The sequence below is a fragment of the Amycolatopsis sp. lyj-108 genome (genome assembly GCF_046549005.1).
Lineage (GTDB): Bacteria > Actinomycetota > Actinomycetes > Mycobacteriales > Pseudonocardiaceae > Amycolatopsis.
On the sequence record NZ_JAJPWQ010000005.1, the window covers coordinates 177,973 to 194,440 of the forward strand.

Annotated in this window: 14 protein-coding genes and 1 riboswitch; of the genes, 13 read left to right on the top strand and 1 reads right to left on the bottom strand. The window is 68.7% G+C overall.

Annotated features, from left to right (window positions below):
- The first annotated feature begins 290 nt into the window (after nucleotides 1–290).
- Nucleotides 291–1,544, top strand: coding sequence for an aspartate--tRNA(Asn) ligase (gene aspS / locus ACLJO0_RS20205; RefSeq protein WP_410580029.1), 1,254 nt, complete (start codon nucleotides 291–293; stop codon nucleotides 1,542–1,544).
- Between the two features lie 52 nt (nucleotides 1,545–1,596).
- On the opposite strand, the gene ACLJO0_RS20210 is transcribed toward aspS, so the two are convergent.
- Entirely contained in the window at nucleotides 1,597–2,121 is a 525-nt protein-coding gene (locus tag ACLJO0_RS20210; RefSeq protein ID WP_125792606.1) for a general stress protein, read from the bottom strand.
- Between the two features lie 227 nt (nucleotides 2,122–2,348).
- On the opposite strand from ACLJO0_RS20210, the gene ACLJO0_RS20215 reads away from it, so the two are divergent.
- The 12 genes from ACLJO0_RS20215 to ACLJO0_RS20270 all read left to right on the top strand — a co-directional run bounded on the left by ACLJO0_RS20215 (nucleotide 2,349) and on the right by ACLJO0_RS20270 (nucleotide 16,399).
- Nucleotides 2,349–3,713: a glutamine synthetase family protein gene (locus ACLJO0_RS20215; RefSeq protein ID WP_410580030.1), complete on the top strand. Its 1,365-nt coding sequence runs from the start codon at nucleotides 2,349–2,351 to the stop codon at nucleotides 3,711–3,713.
- Entirely contained in the window at nucleotides 3,694–4,407 is a 714-nt protein-coding gene (locus tag ACLJO0_RS20220; RefSeq protein ID WP_410580031.1) for a gamma-glutamyl-gamma-aminobutyrate hydrolase family protein, read from the top strand. Before ACLJO0_RS20215 ends, ACLJO0_RS20220 begins: the two co-directional genes overlap by 20 nt.
- Nucleotides 4,404–5,768, top strand: coding sequence for an aldehyde dehydrogenase family protein (locus ACLJO0_RS20225; RefSeq protein WP_410580032.1), 1,365 nt, complete (start codon nucleotides 4,404–4,406; stop codon nucleotides 5,766–5,768). Before ACLJO0_RS20220 ends, ACLJO0_RS20225 begins: the two co-directional genes overlap by 4 nt.
- 2 nt (nucleotides 5,769–5,770) lie before the next feature.
- Nucleotides 5,771–6,538, top strand: coding sequence for a 3-oxoacyl-ACP reductase (locus ACLJO0_RS20230; protein ID WP_125799122.1), 768 nt, complete (start codon nucleotides 5,771–5,773; stop codon nucleotides 6,536–6,538).
- Nucleotides 6,539–6,835: 297 nt separating this feature from the next.
- Nucleotides 6,836–7,210, top strand: coding sequence for a hypothetical protein (locus ACLJO0_RS20235; RefSeq protein WP_410580033.1), 375 nt, complete (start codon nucleotides 6,836–6,838; stop codon nucleotides 7,208–7,210).
- A gap of 257 nt (nucleotides 7,211–7,467) precedes the next feature.
- Nucleotides 7,468–7,568, top strand: a riboswitch (glycine riboswitch).
- 43 nt (nucleotides 7,569–7,611) lie between these two features.
- Nucleotides 7,612–10,443 carry an aminomethyl-transferring glycine dehydrogenase gene (gene gcvP / locus ACLJO0_RS20240; protein WP_410580034.1) on the top strand — a complete coding sequence of 944 codons (2,832 nt, stop codon included), beginning with the start codon at nucleotides 7,612–7,614 and terminating at the stop codon, nucleotides 10,441–10,443.
- Between the two features lie 8 nt (nucleotides 10,444–10,451).
- Nucleotides 10,452–11,543 (top strand): glycine cleavage system aminomethyltransferase GcvT, encoded by a 1,092-nt coding sequence (gene gcvT, locus ACLJO0_RS20245; RefSeq protein WP_410580035.1) that lies wholly within the window; start codon nucleotides 10,452–10,454, stop codon nucleotides 11,541–11,543.
- Between the two features lie 17 nt (nucleotides 11,544–11,560).
- Complete coding sequence (gene gcvH, locus ACLJO0_RS20250; protein ID WP_016336369.1) at nucleotides 11,561–11,938, top strand: glycine cleavage system protein GcvH; 378 nt, start codon at nucleotides 11,561–11,563, stop codon at nucleotides 11,936–11,938.
- A gap of 1 nt (nucleotide 11,939) precedes the next feature.
- Nucleotides 11,940–13,208 carry a serine hydroxymethyltransferase gene (gene glyA / locus ACLJO0_RS20255; RefSeq protein ID WP_410580036.1) on the top strand — a complete coding sequence of 423 codons (1,269 nt, stop codon included), beginning with the start codon at nucleotides 11,940–11,942 and terminating at the stop codon, nucleotides 13,206–13,208.
- On the top strand, nucleotides 13,205–14,206 hold the full coding sequence (gene lipA, locus ACLJO0_RS20260) for a lipoyl synthase (protein ID WP_410580037.1): 1,002 nt from the start codon (nucleotides 13,205–13,207) through the stop codon (nucleotides 14,204–14,206). The genes glyA and lipA overlap by 4 nt, the downstream gene beginning before the upstream one ends.
- A gap of 16 nt (nucleotides 14,207–14,222) precedes the next feature.
- The gene (locus ACLJO0_RS20265) at nucleotides 14,223–15,596 is read left to right on the top strand and encodes an L-serine ammonia-lyase (protein ID WP_410580038.1); all 1,374 of its coding nucleotides are present in this window, start codon (nucleotides 14,223–14,225) and stop codon (nucleotides 15,594–15,596) included.
- A gap of 80 nt (nucleotides 15,597–15,676) precedes the next feature.
- Nucleotides 15,677–16,399: a FadR/GntR family transcriptional regulator gene (locus tag ACLJO0_RS20270; protein ID WP_410580039.1), complete on the top strand. Its 723-nt coding sequence runs from the start codon at nucleotides 15,677–15,679 to the stop codon at nucleotides 16,397–16,399.
- Nucleotides 16,400–16,468: the final 69 nt, after the last annotated feature.

The window sequence follows — 16,468 nt, forward strand, 5'->3', positions numbered from 1 at the left end:
GGAGACGTAACCTCCGGGGCAACGCGTTGACGGAGACGAGTAGCCGAAGGACCACGCGAGACCCAGAGAGCCGCCGGTAGCTGCGAAGGCGGCCTCGCGCCCTTGCAGTGAAGACCCTCCCGAGTGCGGGGAGGAACGGCGTCCGCGCCCCATGCCCCGCCGTCCGGCCCTCGTCATCGGGCCTTCGAGGCCGCCGCTCGTCCAGGGCTGCGGCGAAAGTGCGGTGGTACCGCGAGTTCCCTTCTCGCCCGCACTCCCAAGGGGTCGCGCATATCCGTGCAGGAGTTGTGATGATCTCGCGTGTCCTCGTCGCCGACCTGCCCCGGCACGTCGGCGGCCGCGTCCGCATCGCCGGCTGGGTGCACCGCCGGCGCCGCTTGAAATCCGTCACCTTCCTGGTGATCCGGGACCGCTCCGGACTCGGCCAGGTCGTGCTCGCCGAACCCGGCGGCCCGCCGGAGGAGACCGTGGTCGAGGTCGAAGGCCTCGTCACGGCGAACCCTCAGGCGCCGGACGGTGTGGAACTGACCGAGCCGTCGGTCGAGCCGCTTTCCGAACCCGCCGAACCACCGCCGTTCGACCTCTACCGGCCGTCGGTTCCGGCGGCGTTGCCCACGGTGCTGGACAACGCCGGCGTCGCGCTGCGGCATCCGCGGCTGAAGAAGGTGTTCACGGTCGCGGCGGCGAGCGTCGCCGGGTTCCGGTCGACACTGGACGGACTCGGGTTCACCGAAACGCATACGCCCAAGATCGTCTCGTCGGCCACGGAATCCGGCGCGAACGTCTTCGGCATCGACTACTTCGGCAAGCGGGCCTTCTTGGCGCAGTCGCCGCAGTTCTACAAACAGGCGCTGGTCGGGGTCTTCGAGCGGGTGTACGAGGTCGGCCCGGTCTTCCGCGCCGAACCGCACGACACGGCGCGGCATCTCGCGCAGTACACCAGCCTCGACGCCGAACTCGGCTTCATCGACGGCCACCACGACGTGATGGCGGTGCTGCGGGAGGTCGTCGCCGGGATGGCCGCCGCGGTTCCGGAGGTGGAAGTCGTGGTGCCCGAGGAGATTCCGGAGATCCACTTCGCGGAGGCGCAGGACCTGATCGCGCGGCTGTCCGGCGAAGACCCGCGTGGCGAGCCGGACCTCGCGCCCGCGCACGAGCGGCTGCTTTCGGAGTGGGCGCTGCGCGAACACGGATCGGAATTCCTGTTCGTCACCGGCTATCCGATGGTGAAGCGGCCGTTCTACACACATCCGGACCCGGAGCGGCCCGGGTATTCCAACAGTTTCGACCTGCTTTTCCGCGGGCTGGAACTGGTGACCGGCGGCCAGCGGCTGCATCGGCACGCCGACTACGTCGCCGCGCTGGCGGCGCGCGGTGAGTCCACCGAGCCGTACCGGGACTATCTGTCCGTCTTCGCGCACGGGATGCCGCCGCACGGCGGGTTCGCGCTGGGGCTCGAACGCTGGACGGCCCGGTTGCTCGGGCTGCCCAACGTCCGCCAGGCGACGCTGTTCCCACGCGACCTCCACCGCCTGACCCCGTAAAGCCGCGAGCCGGCACCTCGTGCTGAGGTGCCGGCTCGCGTGGGGGTGAGGCTCAGTGGAGGAACGCGCTCCTAGCGGCCAGGTCGGCCAGCAGGGCGCGGCCCTTCTCGGCGTTGCGCGGCTGGGCCAGGACGTCGTAACGCCGGGCGACCAGCTGGCTCTGCGAGATGAACCCGCGCTTGTTCTTCGAAGTCGCGTACCCCAACGCGCCGAACAGCAGGTTGAACGCGATACCGCCGACGAGGCCGACGAGGATCGGCACCAGTCCGGCGCCCGGGTTCAGCAGGCTCAGCACGAGGCCGAGGAACATACCGAACATCGCGCCCGACAGTGCCGAGCTGGTCAGCACCTTGCTCCAGCCCATCCGCCCGGCGATCCGCTCGACCAGGATCGGCTCGACACCGACGATGGTGACGTCCGTGATCGGGAAGTCCGTTCCCGCGAGGTGGTCGACGGCACGCTGCGCTTCGGAGTACGACTCGTAGGAGCCGATCGGCCACCCGCTGGGCAGCGTCGGGAGCTGAGCCCGCCCCTGGGGCTCGGTGAACGTGGTCTGCTGCGTGAATGCCTGTGTCATTCCTTCTCACCTCTCTTGATCCGTACAACGTTCCGGGTGTGCGGATCTCCTCCCGTCCGGCGGGATTCACAGCATCTTCTCAGCCGGGCATCGCAGACAATCCGCCCAGGGATCAACTACAGTCCGCAATGGGTAACGAAGCAGACCATTGGTCGAGTTGACCAGGTCGGGCCCACCCGGTAGGAAGAAGCCGCAAAGGTACCGCTTCGAACCTTTAGGTGAGGCTGATGGCGAACAGGCGCGGCATGCTCACGCTGGATCGGCTCCGGGAACTGGTCGAGGACGGCACGGTCGACACGGTGCTGGTGGCGATCACCGACATGCAGGGCAGGCTGCAGGGCAAACGCTGCGCCGCCGAGTACTTCCTCAACGAGGTCGTCGAGCACGCCACCGAAGCGTGCAACTACCTGCTCGCCGTCGACGTCGACATGAACACTGTCGACGGCTACGCGATGTCGTCGTGGGAGACCGGCTACGGCGACTTCGTCATGCGCCCGGACTTCGACACGCTTCGCCTGCTGCCGTGGCAGGAGGGCACCGCGCTCGTCCTCGCCGACCTCGAACGGGTGCAGGGCGGCGCCGTGGCCCCTTCGCCGCGCCAGATCCTGCGCGGTCAGCTCGACCGGCTCGCCGCGCGTGGTCTCGCCGCGTACGTCGGGACCGAACTGGAGTTCATCGTCTTCGACGACACCTTCGAAGCGGCCTGGGACAAGCGTTATCAGGACCTTCGCCCGGCCAACCAGTACAACGTCGACTACTCGATGCTCGGCACCTCGCGGATCGAGCCGCTGCTGCGCCGCATCCGGAACGACATGGGCGGGGCGGGACTGTACGTCGAGTCGGCCAAGGGCGAGTGCAACCCCGGCCAGCACGAGATCGCGTTCCGCTACGCCGACGCGCTGACCACCTGCGACAACCACAGTGTCTACAAGACCGGGTCCAAGGAGATCGCCGCGCAGGAGGGCAAGAGCCTCACGTTCATGGCGAAGTACAACGAACGCGAGGGCAACTCCTGCCATATCCACATCAGCCTGCGCTCCGCCGAGGGCGAGCCCGTCCTGGCAGGCGACGGTCCCGGCGGGTTCTCGCCGCTGATGGAGCACTTCCTCGCCGGTCAGCTCGCCGGGCTGCGTGAGCTGACCTACTTCCTCGCGCCGAACATCAACTCCTACAAGCGTTTCGTCCCCGGCAGCTTCGCGCCGACAGCCGTCGCGTGGGGCACCGACAACCGCACGTGCGCGCTCCGCGTCGTCGGGCACGGGGACTCGCTGCGCACCGAGAACCGGGTCCCCGGCGGCGACGTGAACCCGTACCTCGCGGTGGCCGCGCTGATCGCGGCGGGCTTGCACGGCATCGAGAACGAACTGGAGCTGGAGCCGGAGTTCCACGGCAACGCCTACGGTTCCGACAAGCCGACCGTGCCGACGACTCTGCGGGAAGCCGCGGCGCTACTGGACAAGAGCGAACTTGGCAGGACCGCGTTCGGGGACGAGGTCGTCGACCACTACCTGAACGCGGCGAAGGTCGAACTCGCCGCGTACGACGCCGCCGTCACCGACTGGGAGAGGATCCGTGGCTTCGAACGGCTGTGACCCCATAATCGGTCTCACGTCCTATCTGGAGCCCGCGAAGTTCCTCGTCTGGGAGACCGAAGCAGCGCTGCTGCACCGGGTCTACGTCGACGGGATCGTCGCGGCGGGCGGGATCCCGGTCCTGTTGCCGCCGGTGAGCGGGGCACACGATCGACTGATGTCCGCCGTGGACGGGCTCGTGCTGGTCGGCGGCGCCGACGTCGACCCGGCGCGCTACGGCCAGGAGCAACACGCGACGACGTACACGAGGCCGAACCGGGACGCGTTCGAGTTCGGCCTGCTGCGGTCCGCTTTGGACACGGGAAAACCGGTGCTCGGCGTGTGCCGCGGTCTACAGGTGCTCAGCGTCGCGCTGGGCGGCACGCTCGCCCAGCACCTGCCGGACACTTTGGACAGTGCGGATCACCAGCCCGCGCCAGGGACCTTCGGCACCACTACGGTGACGCTTGCCGAGGGGAGCCGGGTCGCGGCGATCCTCGGCACCGAGACCAAGGTGCCGTGTTACCACCATCAGGCGATCGACAAGCTCGGCGACGGGCTGGTCCCGGTCGGCTGGGCGGCGGACGGGACCATCGAGGCGGCCGAACTGCCCGGTGACGGATTCGTCCTCGGCGTCCAATGGCATCCCGAACAGAATCCCGACGACATCAGGCTTTTCGAGGCGCTGGTGGAAGCAGCTAAGGAGCGCGCATGACCACGTTCGAGGTGATCAACCCCGCCACCGAAGAGGTGGTGAGGTCGGTCTCGCTGACCTCGGCCGAGGAGACCGACGCGGCGATCGCCCGCGCGCACGCGGCGTTCCCCGCATGGCGCGCGGTGGCCCCCGGCGACCGGGCGCGGCTGCTGCGCCGGTTCGCCGACGCCGTCGACGCCGACATCGAGAACCTCGCCCAGCTTGAGGTCGCCAACGCCGGTCACACGATCGGCAACGCGCGCTGGGAAGCCGGCAACGTCCGCGACGTGCTGACGTACTACTCCGCGTCGCCCGAACGGTTGAGCGGCAAGCAGATCCCGGTACCCGGCGGAGTGAACATGACGTTCCACGAGCCGCTCGGCGTGGTCGGGGTGATCGTGCCGTGGAACTTCCCGATGCCCATCGCGGGCTGGGGATTCGCGCCCGCGCTCGCCGCCGGGAACACCGTCGTCCTCAAACCCGCCGAGCTCACTCCGCTGACCGCGATCCGCCTCGGCGAACTCGCCCGTGAAGCGGGGATCCCCGAAGACGTCTTCCAGGTGCTCCCCGGCAAGGGATCCGTGGTGGGACAGCGGTTCGTGGACCATCCCGCGGTGCGGAAAGTGGTGTTCACCGGCTCGACCGAGGTCGGCAAGCAGATCATGGCGGGCTGCGCCGCGCAGGTGAAGCGGGTGACGCTGGAACTCGGCGGCAAGAACGCGAACATCGTCTTCGCCGACGCCGACCTGGAGAAGGCCGCGGCCACCGCGCCGTACGGCGTCTTCGACAACGCCGGGCAGGACTGCTGTGCGCGGTCGCTGATCCTGGTGCAGTCGAGCGTGTACGAGAAGTTCATGGAACTGCTGGAACCCGCGGTGAACGGTGTGGTCGTGGGGGATCCGCGGCTGGAAGTGACCGAGATGGGGCCGCTGATCTCGGCGGGGCACCACGCGAAGGTGTCGTCCTATGTGGACGACGCCGCGCCGGTGGCCTTCCGGGGAAACGCGCCCGTCGGCCCCGGGTACTGGTTCGCGCCGACCGTCGTCACCCCGCCGGATCTGCGGCATCCGCTGGCCTCGGAGGAGATCTTCGGCCCGGTCGTCGCGGTGGTCCCGTTCGACGGGGAGGCCGACGCGGTGACCATGGCCAACGACACCGAGTACGGCCTGTCCGGCTCGATCTGGACGCGCGACGTCGGCCGTGCCTTCCGCGTCGCCCGTGGTGTCGAGGCCGGGAACCTTTCGGTGAACTCGCATTCGTCCGTCCGGTACTGGACACCGTTCGGCGGGTTCAAGCAGTCCGGGCTGGGCCGGGAACTCGGCCCGGACGCCGTCGACGCCTTCACCGAGACCAAAAACGTCTTCATCAGCACGGAGGAATAGGAATGGTTCAGCGTTTCGAAGGCCGCGTCGCGGTCATCACCGGCGGCAGCAGCGGCATCGGCCTCGCCACCGCGCGGCGGCTGGCGAGCGAGGGCGCGAAGGTCGTCATCGGCGACATCTCCGCCGAGGCGGGCAAAGCCGCGGCCGACGAGGTCGGCGGCCTGTTCGTGCAGGCCGACGTCACCGACGCCGAACAGGTCGATGCCCTGTTCCAGACCACAGTGGACACTTTCGGCTCGGTCGACGTCGCGTTCAACAACGCGGGCATCTCCCCGCCCGAGGACGACTCGATCCTGACCACGGGCATCGACGCGTGGGAGAAGGTGCAGAAGGTCAACCTGACCTCGGTGTACCTGTGCTGCAAGGCGGCGCTGCCGCATATGCGACGGCAGGGCAAGGGCTCGATCGTCAACACGGCGTCGTTCGTCGCGGTGATGGGCGCGGCGACGTCGCAGATCTCCTACACCGCGTCCAAGGGCGGGGTGCTGGCGATGAGCCGGGAACTGGGCGTGCAGTTCGCGCGGGAGAACATCCGGGTCAACGCGTTGTGCCCGGGTCCGGTGAACACCCCGCTGCTGAAGGAACTGTTCGCGAAGGACCCCGAGCGGGCGGCGCGGCGGCTGGTGCACGTGCCGGTCGGGCGGTTCGCCGAGCCGGAGGAGATCGCGGCCGCGGTCGCCTTCCTGGCGAGCGACGACGCCTCGTTCATCACCGCTTCGCAGTTCCTGGTGGACGGCGGCATCTCGGGCGCCTACGTCACTCCGCTCTGACCGTCCGCAATTCGTCACCTAATTGCGGCACCCACGGTCGCGCTGTCCGTGAGGGCCTCTTTCCCTACCTTGAGAGTAGGGAAGGAGGCCCTCACGGACTTCCCGCACGTGCGGTCCTCTCAGGAGCCTCGGCGGCGGCGCCACCCCCCGGCGCAACTCGTCACCTGATTGCGGCCGCTGGCCCGCCACCCCGTCACTCGTCCCGGTGGCTGGGATGGCGGGCCGCTGACCTGCGCTGTAGTCCTGAGACGCGGAGCCGCACGGTTCCACGATCCGAAAGCGCGGGAGGCCCGAAGAATGACCCGGCAGATGAGCACCGCCATGCGTGACTGCATCGACCTGTGCAACGAGTGCCACGTCAGGTGCGAGGAGATGTTGACGCGCTGCATGGAGATGGGCGGCGCGAAACTCGGGATGATGATGGTGACCTGCGCGGACATGTCCCGCATGTGCGCCGACATGATGATGCGCTGCTCCGCCATGGTCGCCGACCTCGAGATGATGCGCATGTGCGCGAAGATGTGCGGCCTCGCCTCCCAGATGATGCGTATGTGCGCCCAGGAGTGCGCCAAGACCGGTGACACCGAACTCGCCGACGCGGCCGACATGATGATGCGGTGCGCCGAGCTCTGCGGCACGATCACCGCCGAGATGATGATGGAGAACGCGTAACTCGCGTGCTTGGAGCCGTAACTCGCGTGATCGGAGGCGTAACTCACGAGTGACGGCTCCAAGCACGCGAGTTACGGCTCCGGACACGCAAGTGACGTCGTCGGGTCGAAGTAGACGTGCGTTGAACACGCCAGGTACGGTGTGCGCACAACTACAGACAGGGCCGTTGAGCTGGAGCGGGAGAGCCCTCACGAACGTGGTGGGGCACCGAAGGAGCAAACTCCCCGGAATCTCTCAGGTACTCACTACCGCTTCCGCGAGGCCACTCTGGAAAGCAGGCGCGCAAGTGCGCCTCACCCAAGGTGAAAGCCGCATCACGTGCGGTGAAACTCTCAGGTGCCATGACAGAGGGGGAGTTCCCAGCGCACCGGTCTATCCGGCGCCTGACCCAAGGAGCTCCCTTGACCAGTACGTCGTTCGACGACCGGCACATCGGCCCCTCGGAGTCCGAGCAGGCCAAGATGCTCGCCGAGGTCGGCTACGGCAGCCTCGACGCCTTGGTGCAGGCCGCGGTGCCGTCCGCGATCCGGGTCACGCGTGACCTCGAACTTCCCCCCGCCGCGTCCGAAGAGGACGCCATCGCGGAGCTTCGCGCGCTCGCCGCGCTCAACAAGCCGATGACGCAGATGATCGGCCTCGGCTTCCACGACACGGTCACTCCGGCGGTCATCCGCCGCAACGTGCTGGAGAACCCGGCTTGGTACACGGCGTACACGCCGTATCAGCCGGAGATCTCGCAGGGCCGTCTCGAAGCCCTCCTCAACTTCCAGACCATGGTCTCCGAGCTGGCCGGTCTCACCACCGCGAACGCCTCCCTGCTCGACGAGTCCACCGCCGTCGCCGAGGCCGTCATGCTGATGCGCCGCGTGTCGAAGTCCAAGTCCAACAAGGTCGTCCTCGACGCCGAATGCCTGCCGCAGACCATCGCCGTCGTCCGCACCCGCGCCGAGGCGATGGGCGTCGAGGTCGAGGTCCGCGACCTGCTCACCGGCTTGCCGGACGAGTTCTTCGGCGTCGTCGTCCAGTACCCGGGCGCTTCCGGCGTGCTGCGCGGCGCGGGCTTCTACTCCGCCATCTCCGAGACCGCGAAGGCCGCCGGCGCGCTGTACACCGTCGCCGCCGACCTGCTCGCCCTCACGTTGATCACCGCGCCGGGTGAGTTCGGCGCCGACATCGCCGCCGGTTCCACCCAGCGCTTCGGTGTCCCGCTCGGTTACGGCGGTCCGCACGCCGGATACATGGCCGTCCGCGCCGGGCTCGAGCGTTCGCTGCCGGGCCGCCTGGTCGGGGTCTCGGTCGACGCCGACGGCAACTCCGCGTACCGCCTCGCCCTGCAGACCCGCGAGCAGCACATCCGCCGCGAGAAGGCGACCTCCAACATCTGCACCGCGCAGGTGCTGCCCGCGGTGCTCGCCGCGATGTACGCGGTCTACCACGGTCCGGACGGCCTCAAGCGCATCGCGACCCGCGTCCACGAACTCGCCGGCGGCCTGGCGGACGCCCTCCGCGCGGGCGGCGTCGAGGTCGTCCACGAGGGCTTCTTCGACACCGTCCTCGCTCGCATGCCCGGTCAGGCCGAAGCGGTCGTCGCGGTCGCCCGCGAGAACGGGATCAACCTCGGCCCGGTCGACGCCGACCACGTCCGCATCGCCGTCGACGAGGTCACCACACCCGCGATCATCGCCAAGGTGCTCAACGCCTTCGGTATCGACAACCCGGCCGCCGAAGCACAGGCACTGCCCGCCGGGCTGCACCGTGAGAGCGAGTACCTCACGCACGAGGTCTTCCACTCGCACCGCTCCGAGACCGCGATGCTGCGGTACCTGCGCAGCCTGTCCGACCTCGACTACGCGCTCGACCGCGGCATGATCCCGCTCGGCTCCTGCACGATGAAGCTCAACGCCACCACCGAGATGGAGCCGATCAGCTGGCGCGAGTTCGCGGGTATCCACCCGTTCGCCCCCGCTGACCAGGCCGAGGGCTACCACGTCCTCGTCGAGCAGCTGTCCGGTTGGCTGGCCGAGGTCACCGGCTACGACAAGGTGTCGTTGCAGCCGAACGCGGGCAGCCAGGGCGAGCTCGCCGGTCTGCTCGCGATCCGCGCGTACCACCACGCGAACGGCCAGCAGGAGCGCGAGGTCTGCCTGATCCCCTCGTCCGCGCACGGCACGAACGCCGCCTCCGCGGTCATGGCGGGCATGCGCGTCGTCGTGGTCAAGTGCACCGACGAGGGCAACGTCGACCTCGAAGACCTGCGGGCCAAGGTCGAGGCCAACCGCGACACGCTGTCCGCGATCATGGTCACGTACCCGTCCACGCACGGCGTCTACGAGCACGGCATCGACGAGCTGGCCAAGATCGTGCACGACGCGGGCGGCCAGGTCTACGTCGACGGCGCGAACCTCAACGCCCTGCTCGGTCTCGCCAAGCCGGGCGAGTTCGGTGGCGACGTCTCGCACCTGAACCTGCACAAGACCTTCTGCATCCCGCACGGTGGCGGCGGCCCCGGCGTCGGCCCGGTCGCGGTCCGCGCGCACCTCGCGCCGTACCTGCCGAACCACCCGATGCTGGCGAAGGCGGGCCCCGAAACCGGTGTCGGCCCGATCAGCGCGGCCCCGTTCGGTTCGGCGTCGATCCTGCCGATCTCGTGGGCGTACGTCCGCATGATGGGCGCGGGCGGGCTCACCGCCGCGACGCAGGTCGCAGTTCTCGCCGCGAACTACGTGGCCAAACGCCTCAACCAGCACTACCCGGTGCTGTACACCGGCCAGGACGGCCTTGTCGCGCACGAGTGCATCCTCGACCTGCGCGGGCTCACCAAGGAGACCGGCGTCAGCGTCGACGACGTCGCGAAGCGCCTGATCGATTACGGCTTCCACGCGCCGACCATGTCGTTCCCGGTCGCGGGCACGCTGATGGTCGAGCCGACCGAATCCGAGGACCTCGGCGAGATCGACCGCTTCTGCGACGCGATGATCGCCATCCGCGCGGAGATCGACGCCGTCGCGCAGGGCCGTTGGGCCGCGGACAACAGCCCGCTCCGCAACGCCCCCCACACCGCCGAGACCCTGGTCGGCGACTGGGACCTGCCGTATGACCGCGAACTGGCGGTGTACCCCGCCGGAGTGAATCGCAAGGCCAAGTACTGGCCTCCGGTGCGCCGCATCGACGGTGCGCGCGGGGACCGTAACCTCGTCTGCTCCTGCCCGCCGCTCAACGCCTACGAGAACTGAGGCACTTGATGTCGAAAGAGACGTCCCTGCACGGAGTCCACAAAGGACTGGGTGCGTTGTTCACCGACTTCGCGGGCTGGTCGATGCCGATCCGCTACAGCAGCGAACTGGCGGAGCACAAGGCCGTCCGCGAGACCGCGGGCCTGTTCGACCTCTCCCATATGGCCGAGATCGAGGTGACCGGCCCGCAGGCCGCCGACACCCTCGACTTCGCGCTGGTCGGCAACCTGTCCGGCGTCAAGCCGGGCCGGGCGCGCTACACGATGATCTGCGACGAGAACGGCGGCGTGCTGGACGACCTGGTCGTCTACCGCCTCGCCGACGAGAAGTTCCTGGTCGTGGCCAACGCGGGCAACGCCTCCGTGGTCGCGGAGGCACTGGCCGAGCGGGTCTCCGGCTTCGACGCCGTCGTCGAGAACAAGTCCGAGGACGTCGCGCTGATCGCCGTCCAGGGCCCGAAGGCCGTCGAGATCCTCGGCGCCGTCACCGACGCCGACCTCGGCGCGCTCAAGTACTACGCGAGCGTCCCGGCCGTCGTGAAGGGTCACGACGTCCTGCTCGCCCGCACCGGATACACCGGCGAGGACGGCTTCGAGCTGTACGTCCCGGCCGGTGAGGCCCCCGCCGTCTGGCGCATCCTGACCGACGCGGGTGCGCCGCACGGTCTGCTCCCGGCCGGTCTCGCCTGCCGCGACACCCTGCGCCTCGAAGCCGGGATGCCGTTGTACGGCAACGAACTCAGCCTCCAGCTGAGCCCGTTCGAAGCCGGTCTCGGCCGCGTCGTCAAGTTCGAGAAGCCCGGCGACTTCGTCGGCAAGGCAGCGCTCGAGGAACTGTCCAAGAAGGACGTTCCCCGCGTGCGTGTGGGGCTCAAGGGCTCCGGCCGCCGCGCCCCGCGCCACGGCTACACCGTCCTGGCGGGCGAGACCGAGATCGGCGAGGTCACCAGCGGTGCCCTGTCGCCGACCCTGGGTTACCCGATCGCCATGGCCTATGTGGACCGGGAGCACTCCGAGCCCGGCACCGAGCTTTCCGTCGACATCCGGGGCCGCATCGAGCCTGTCGAGGTCGTCGCCCTGCCCTTCTACTCCCGCGCCTGAAAGGCCCTTCCGAGATCATGAGCATCCCCCAGGACCTGAAGTACACGAAGGAACACGAGTGGCTGAACGTCGCCGACGGCGTCGCCACCGTGGGCATCACCGCCTTCGCCGCCGAGTCGCTCGGTGACATCGTGTTCGTCCAGCTTCCCTCGGTCGGCGACACCGTCACCGCGGGCGAGGTGTTCGGCGAGGTCGAGTCGACCAAGTCGGTCAGCGAGCTGTACGCGCCCGTGGACGGCGAGGTCGTCGAGGTGAACGAGGCCACAACGGACACCCCCGAGCTCATCAACTCGGACCCGTACGCCGAAGGATGGCTCCTGAAGGTGCGTCTGTCCGGCGACGTGCCCGCCCTGCTCGACGCCCAGGCTTACGCCGTCCTGACCCAGGAGAACTGAGATGTTCAACGCTGCCTTGTCCGATGTGGACCCCGAGGTCGCCACCGCCGTCGCGGCCGAACTCGACCGGCAGCAGTCGACCCTGGAGATGATCGCCTCGGAGAACTTCGCCCCGGTGGGCGTGCTCGAGGCACAGGGTTCGGTGCTGACCAACAAGTACGCCGAGGGGTACCCCGGCCGCCGCTACTACGGCGGTTGCGAGCACGTCGACGTCATCGAGCAGCTGGCGATCGACCGTGCGAAGGCCCTGTTCGGCGCCGAGCACGCCAACGTCCAGCCGCATTCGGGCGCGCAGGCCAACGCCGCCGCCATGGTCGCGGTGCTCAACCCCGGCGACACCATCCTGGGTCTCGATCTCGCCCACGGCGGGCACCTGACACACGGGATGAAGATCAACTTTTCCGGCAAGCTCTACAACGTCGTCGCCTACCACGTCGACAAGGAGACCGGGATCGTCGACGTCGAGGAGATCGAGCGCCTCGCCAAGGAGCACAAGCCGAAGCTGATCATCGCCGGTTGGTCGGCGTACCCGCGTCAGCTCGACTTCGCCGAGTTCCGCCGCATCGCCGACGAGGTCGGCGCGAAGGTCATGGTCGACATGGCGCACTTCGCCGGTCTCGTCGCGGCCGGGCTGCACCCCAGCCCGGTGCCGTACGCGGACATCGTCACCACGACCACGCACAAGACCCTCGGCGGCCCGCGCGGCGGCATCATCCTGTGCCGTCAGGAACTCGCCAAGAAGATCAACTCGGCGGTGTTCCCCGGCCAGCAGGGCGGTCCGCTGGAGCACGTCATCGCCGCCAAGGCCGTCGCGCTCAAGATCGCCGCGAGCGAGGAGTTCCGCGAGCGTCAGCAGCGTGTGCTCGAAGGCGCGAAGATCCTGGCCGACCGCCTCTCGCGCACGGACTGCGCCGAAGCCGGTGTCCGCGTGCTGACCGGCGGCACCGACGTGCACCTGGTGCTCGTCGATCTGGTCAACTCCACTTTGGACGGTCAGCAGGCCGAGGACCGGCTGCACTCGGTCGGCATCACGGTCAACCGCAACGCCGTCCCGTTCGACCCGCGCCCGCCGATGATCACCTCGGGCCTGCGCATCGGCACCCCGGCGCTGGCGACCCGCGGCTTCGGCGCCGAGGACTTCGCCGAGGTCGGCGACATCATCGCCGAGGCGCTGCGCCCCGACTTCGACGAGGACCTGCGCCAGTCGCTGTCCGCCAGGGTCGAACTGCTGGCCAAGAAGCACCCGCTGTACGCGGACCTCAACCGATGAGCGCGGTCCCCGAGGGGCGCAAACTTCTCCGGCTCGAAGTCCGCAACGCGCAGACCCCGATCGAGAAGAAGCCGCCGTGGATCAAGACCCGCGCGCGGATGGGCCCCGAGTTCACCGAGCTCAAGGGCCTGGTCAAACGTGAAGGCCTCCACACCGTGTGTGAGGAGGCCGGTTGCCCCAACATCTACGAATGCTGGGAAGACCGTGAGGCCACGTTCCTGATCGGTGGGGACCAGTGCACCCGTCGGTGCGATTTCTGCCAGATCGACACGGGCAAGCCGGCGGCGCTGGACAGGACCGAGCCGCGCAAGGTGGCGGAGTCGGTGCAGGCCATGGGGTTGCGCTACTCGACGGTGACCGGTGTGGCGCGCGACGACCTCGAAGACGGCGGCGCGTGGCTGTACGCTGAAACCGTCCGGCAGATTCACGCGCTGAACCCGGGTACCGGTGTGGAGTTGCTGATCCCGGACTTCAACGCGGATCCGGATCAGCTGGCCGAGGTGTTCGGTTCGCGGCCCGAGGTGCTGGCGCACAACGTGGAGACGGTGCCGCGGATCTTCAAGCGGATCCGGCCCGGTTTCCGGTACGCGCGGTCGCTCGAAGTGATCACGCGGGCCCGTGAGGCCGGTTTGGTGACGAAGTCGAACTTGATCCTGGGCATGGGCGAGACTCCGGAGGAGGTGGCTCCGGCGATGAAGGACCTGGTCGACGCGGGCTGCGAGATCCTGACGATCACCCAGTACCTGCGTCCGTCGCCCCGGCATCACCCGGTGGACCGGTGGGTCAAGCCCGAAGAGTTCGTCGAGCACTCGAACGCCGCAGAGGCGATGGGCTTCGCCGGCGTCATGGCCGGGCCGCTGGTCCGCTCCTCGTACCGCGCCGGGCGGCTGTTCGCGCAGACGAAGGCCCACCGCGGCGAAGCGCTGTCGGAGAACTTGGCCCATCTCGCCGCCGAAGGGCCCGCGGCCCAAGAAGCCAGCTCACTGCTGGCCAGATAGGAAGGAGGGCAGATCAATGGCGATCAGCGTCTTCGACCTGTTTTCGATCGGCATAGGCCCCTCCAGCTCCCATACGGTGGGCCCGATGCGGGCGGCATTGACCTTTGTGGACGGTCTGGCCGCGGACGGTGACCTGACGGCCACGACACGTGTCCAGAGTGAGCTTTTCGGCTCGCTCGGCGCGACCGGGTTCGGGCACGGCAGCGACAAGGCCGTGCTGCTCGGGCTGTCCGGGGAACGTCCGGAGGAGATCGACACTGACACGGTGCCAGGCAAGATCGCGGAGATCCGCGAATCCTGTCTGCTGAAGCTGCGCGGTGAACACGAGATCGTGTTCACCGAGGACACCGACCTGACCATGCACCGGCGGAAGTCGTTGCCCGCGCACCCGAACGGGATGATCTTCCGCGCGTTCGACGCCGACGGGAAGGTGCTGCGCGAGCGGACCTACTATTCGGTCGGCGGCGGCTTCGTCCGCGATGAGTCCTACGAGACCGACACTGTCGTCGTCGAGGACTCGACGCGGCTGGAATTCCCGTTCCGCACCGGCGCGGACCTGCTGAAACACTGCGAGGACACCGGGCTGCCGATCAGCGAGATCATGCTGCGCAACGAACTCTCCTGGCGCACGCGCGAGGAGGTCCGCGAAGGTCTGCTGGAGATTTGGCAGGTCATGGTGGAATGCGTGCGCAACGGCTGCGAGCACGAAGGTGTCCTGCCGGGTGGGCTGAAGGTACCGCGGCGCGCGAAGGCGTTGCACGAGAAGCTGCTCGCCGAGGACGGCGTCGGCGACCCGCTGTACGCGATGGACTGGGTGAGCCTGTACGCGCTGGCGGTCAACGAGGAGAACGCCGCGGGCGGCCGCGTCGTCACCGCGCCCACCAACGGCGCCGCGGGGATCATCCCGGCCGTTCTGCACTACTACCAGCGGTTCATCCGGGGCTCGTCGGACGACGGCATCGTGACGTTCATGCTCACCGCGGGCGCGATCGGCTCGATCCTCAAGCAGACGGGTTCGATTTCGGGCGCCGAGGTCGGCTGCCAGGGCGAGGTCGGTTCGGCCAGCGCGATGGCCGCCGCCGCGCTCACGGAGGTCCTCGGCGGGTCGCCGGCGCAGGTGGAGAACGCCGCCGAGATCGGCGTCGAACACCACCTGGGGCTGACCTGCGACCCGGTCGGCGGGCTGGTGCAGATCCCGTGCATCGAACGCAACGCCGTCGGCGCGTCGAAGGCGATCCACGCCGCGCGGATGGCGATGCGCGGCGACGGTTCGCACATCGTGACGCTGGACAAGGCGATCAAGACCATGCGTGAGACCGGCGCCGACATGAGCGTGAAGTACAAGGAGACCTCGCGCGGCGGCCTCGCCGTGAACGTCATCGAGTGCTGACCGCTCCGCAATTCGGCACCTGGTTGCGATACACGTGTGCGCAACCAGGTGCCGAATTGCGGGCGGCCTAAACTCGAAGAGTGGAGACGAGCACGGTCGCGAACGCGGGTGACGCGCTGTTCCGCCCGGTGCGCGCGGGCAACGCCTTCGAGGAGACCGTCGAAAGGCTGCTCCAGGCGATCCGGCTCGGAGTGGTGGGCGCGGGTGAACGGCTGCCGTCGGAGCGTGAGCTCGCCGAGCGGCTCGGGGTCAGCCGGGTGACGCTGCGCGAGGCCATCCGCGCGCTGTCCGACGCGGGCTACGTCGAGTCGCGGCGTGGCCGTTACGGCGGCACTTTCGTCAACGACGTCCTGCCCGACCCGCCCGCCGCCGATGGGCGGAAGGTCGACAACGCCACCCTGGAAGACGCGCTCGGCCTGCGGCACGTCCTGGAAACCGGCGCCGCCGAGATGGCGGCTTCGCGGTCCCTCAGCCCGGCCGACCGGCAGCATCTGACCAGCACGCTCGCCGAGGCGGCGGCGGCCGACGTCGGCGACTACCGGCGCAAGGATTCGCGGCTGCACCTGGCGATCGCCGAGGTCACCGCGTCCGGCTCGCTGACCACGGCGATGGCCGACGCGCGGATGCGGGTCAACCAGCTGCTCGACATGATCCCGCTGCTCGAACCGAATCTGGAGCATTCCAACGCCCAGCACGAGGCCATCGTCGACGCGATCCTGGCCGGTGATCCGGAGGCGGCCCGGCGCGCGATGACGGAGCACGTCGAAGGGACGGCTTCGCTGCTTCGCGCCTTCCTCGCTTGAGGTGACTTGCGCGGAGTTCACCCCCCGCAATTCGTCACCTACTTGCGGTGGTTCGTGTCGCCAACTACC

Coding starts and splice junctions, on each gene's coding strand:
- lipA (WP_410580037.1), top strand. CDS start 13,205: ATGAGCGCGGTCCCCGAGGGGCGCAAACTTCTCCGGCTCGAAGTCCGC.
- ACLJO0_RS20210 (WP_125792606.1), bottom strand. CDS start 2,121: ATGACACAGGCATTCACGCAGCAGACCACGTTCACCGAGCCCCAGGGG.
- gcvT (WP_410580035.1), top strand. CDS start 10,452: ATGTCGAAAGAGACGTCCCTGCACGGAGTCCACAAAGGACTGGGTGCG.
- ACLJO0_RS20265 (WP_410580038.1), top strand. CDS start 14,223: ATGGCGATCAGCGTCTTCGACCTGTTTTCGATCGGCATAGGCCCCTCC.
- ACLJO0_RS20230 (WP_125799122.1), top strand. CDS start 5,771: ATGGTTCAGCGTTTCGAAGGCCGCGTCGCGGTCATCACCGGCGGCAGC.
- gcvH (WP_016336369.1), top strand. CDS start 11,561: ATGAGCATCCCCCAGGACCTGAAGTACACGAAGGAACACGAGTGGCTG.
- aspS (WP_410580029.1), top strand. CDS start 291: ATGATCTCGCGTGTCCTCGTCGCCGACCTGCCCCGGCACGTCGGCGGC.
- ACLJO0_RS20215 (WP_410580030.1), top strand. CDS start 2,349: ATGGCGAACAGGCGCGGCATGCTCACGCTGGATCGGCTCCGGGAACTG.
- glyA (WP_410580036.1), top strand. CDS start 11,940: ATGTTCAACGCTGCCTTGTCCGATGTGGACCCCGAGGTCGCCACCGCC.
- ACLJO0_RS20225 (WP_410580032.1), top strand. CDS start 4,404: ATGACCACGTTCGAGGTGATCAACCCCGCCACCGAAGAGGTGGTGAGG.
- ACLJO0_RS20235 (WP_410580033.1), top strand. CDS start 6,836: ATGACCCGGCAGATGAGCACCGCCATGCGTGACTGCATCGACCTGTGC.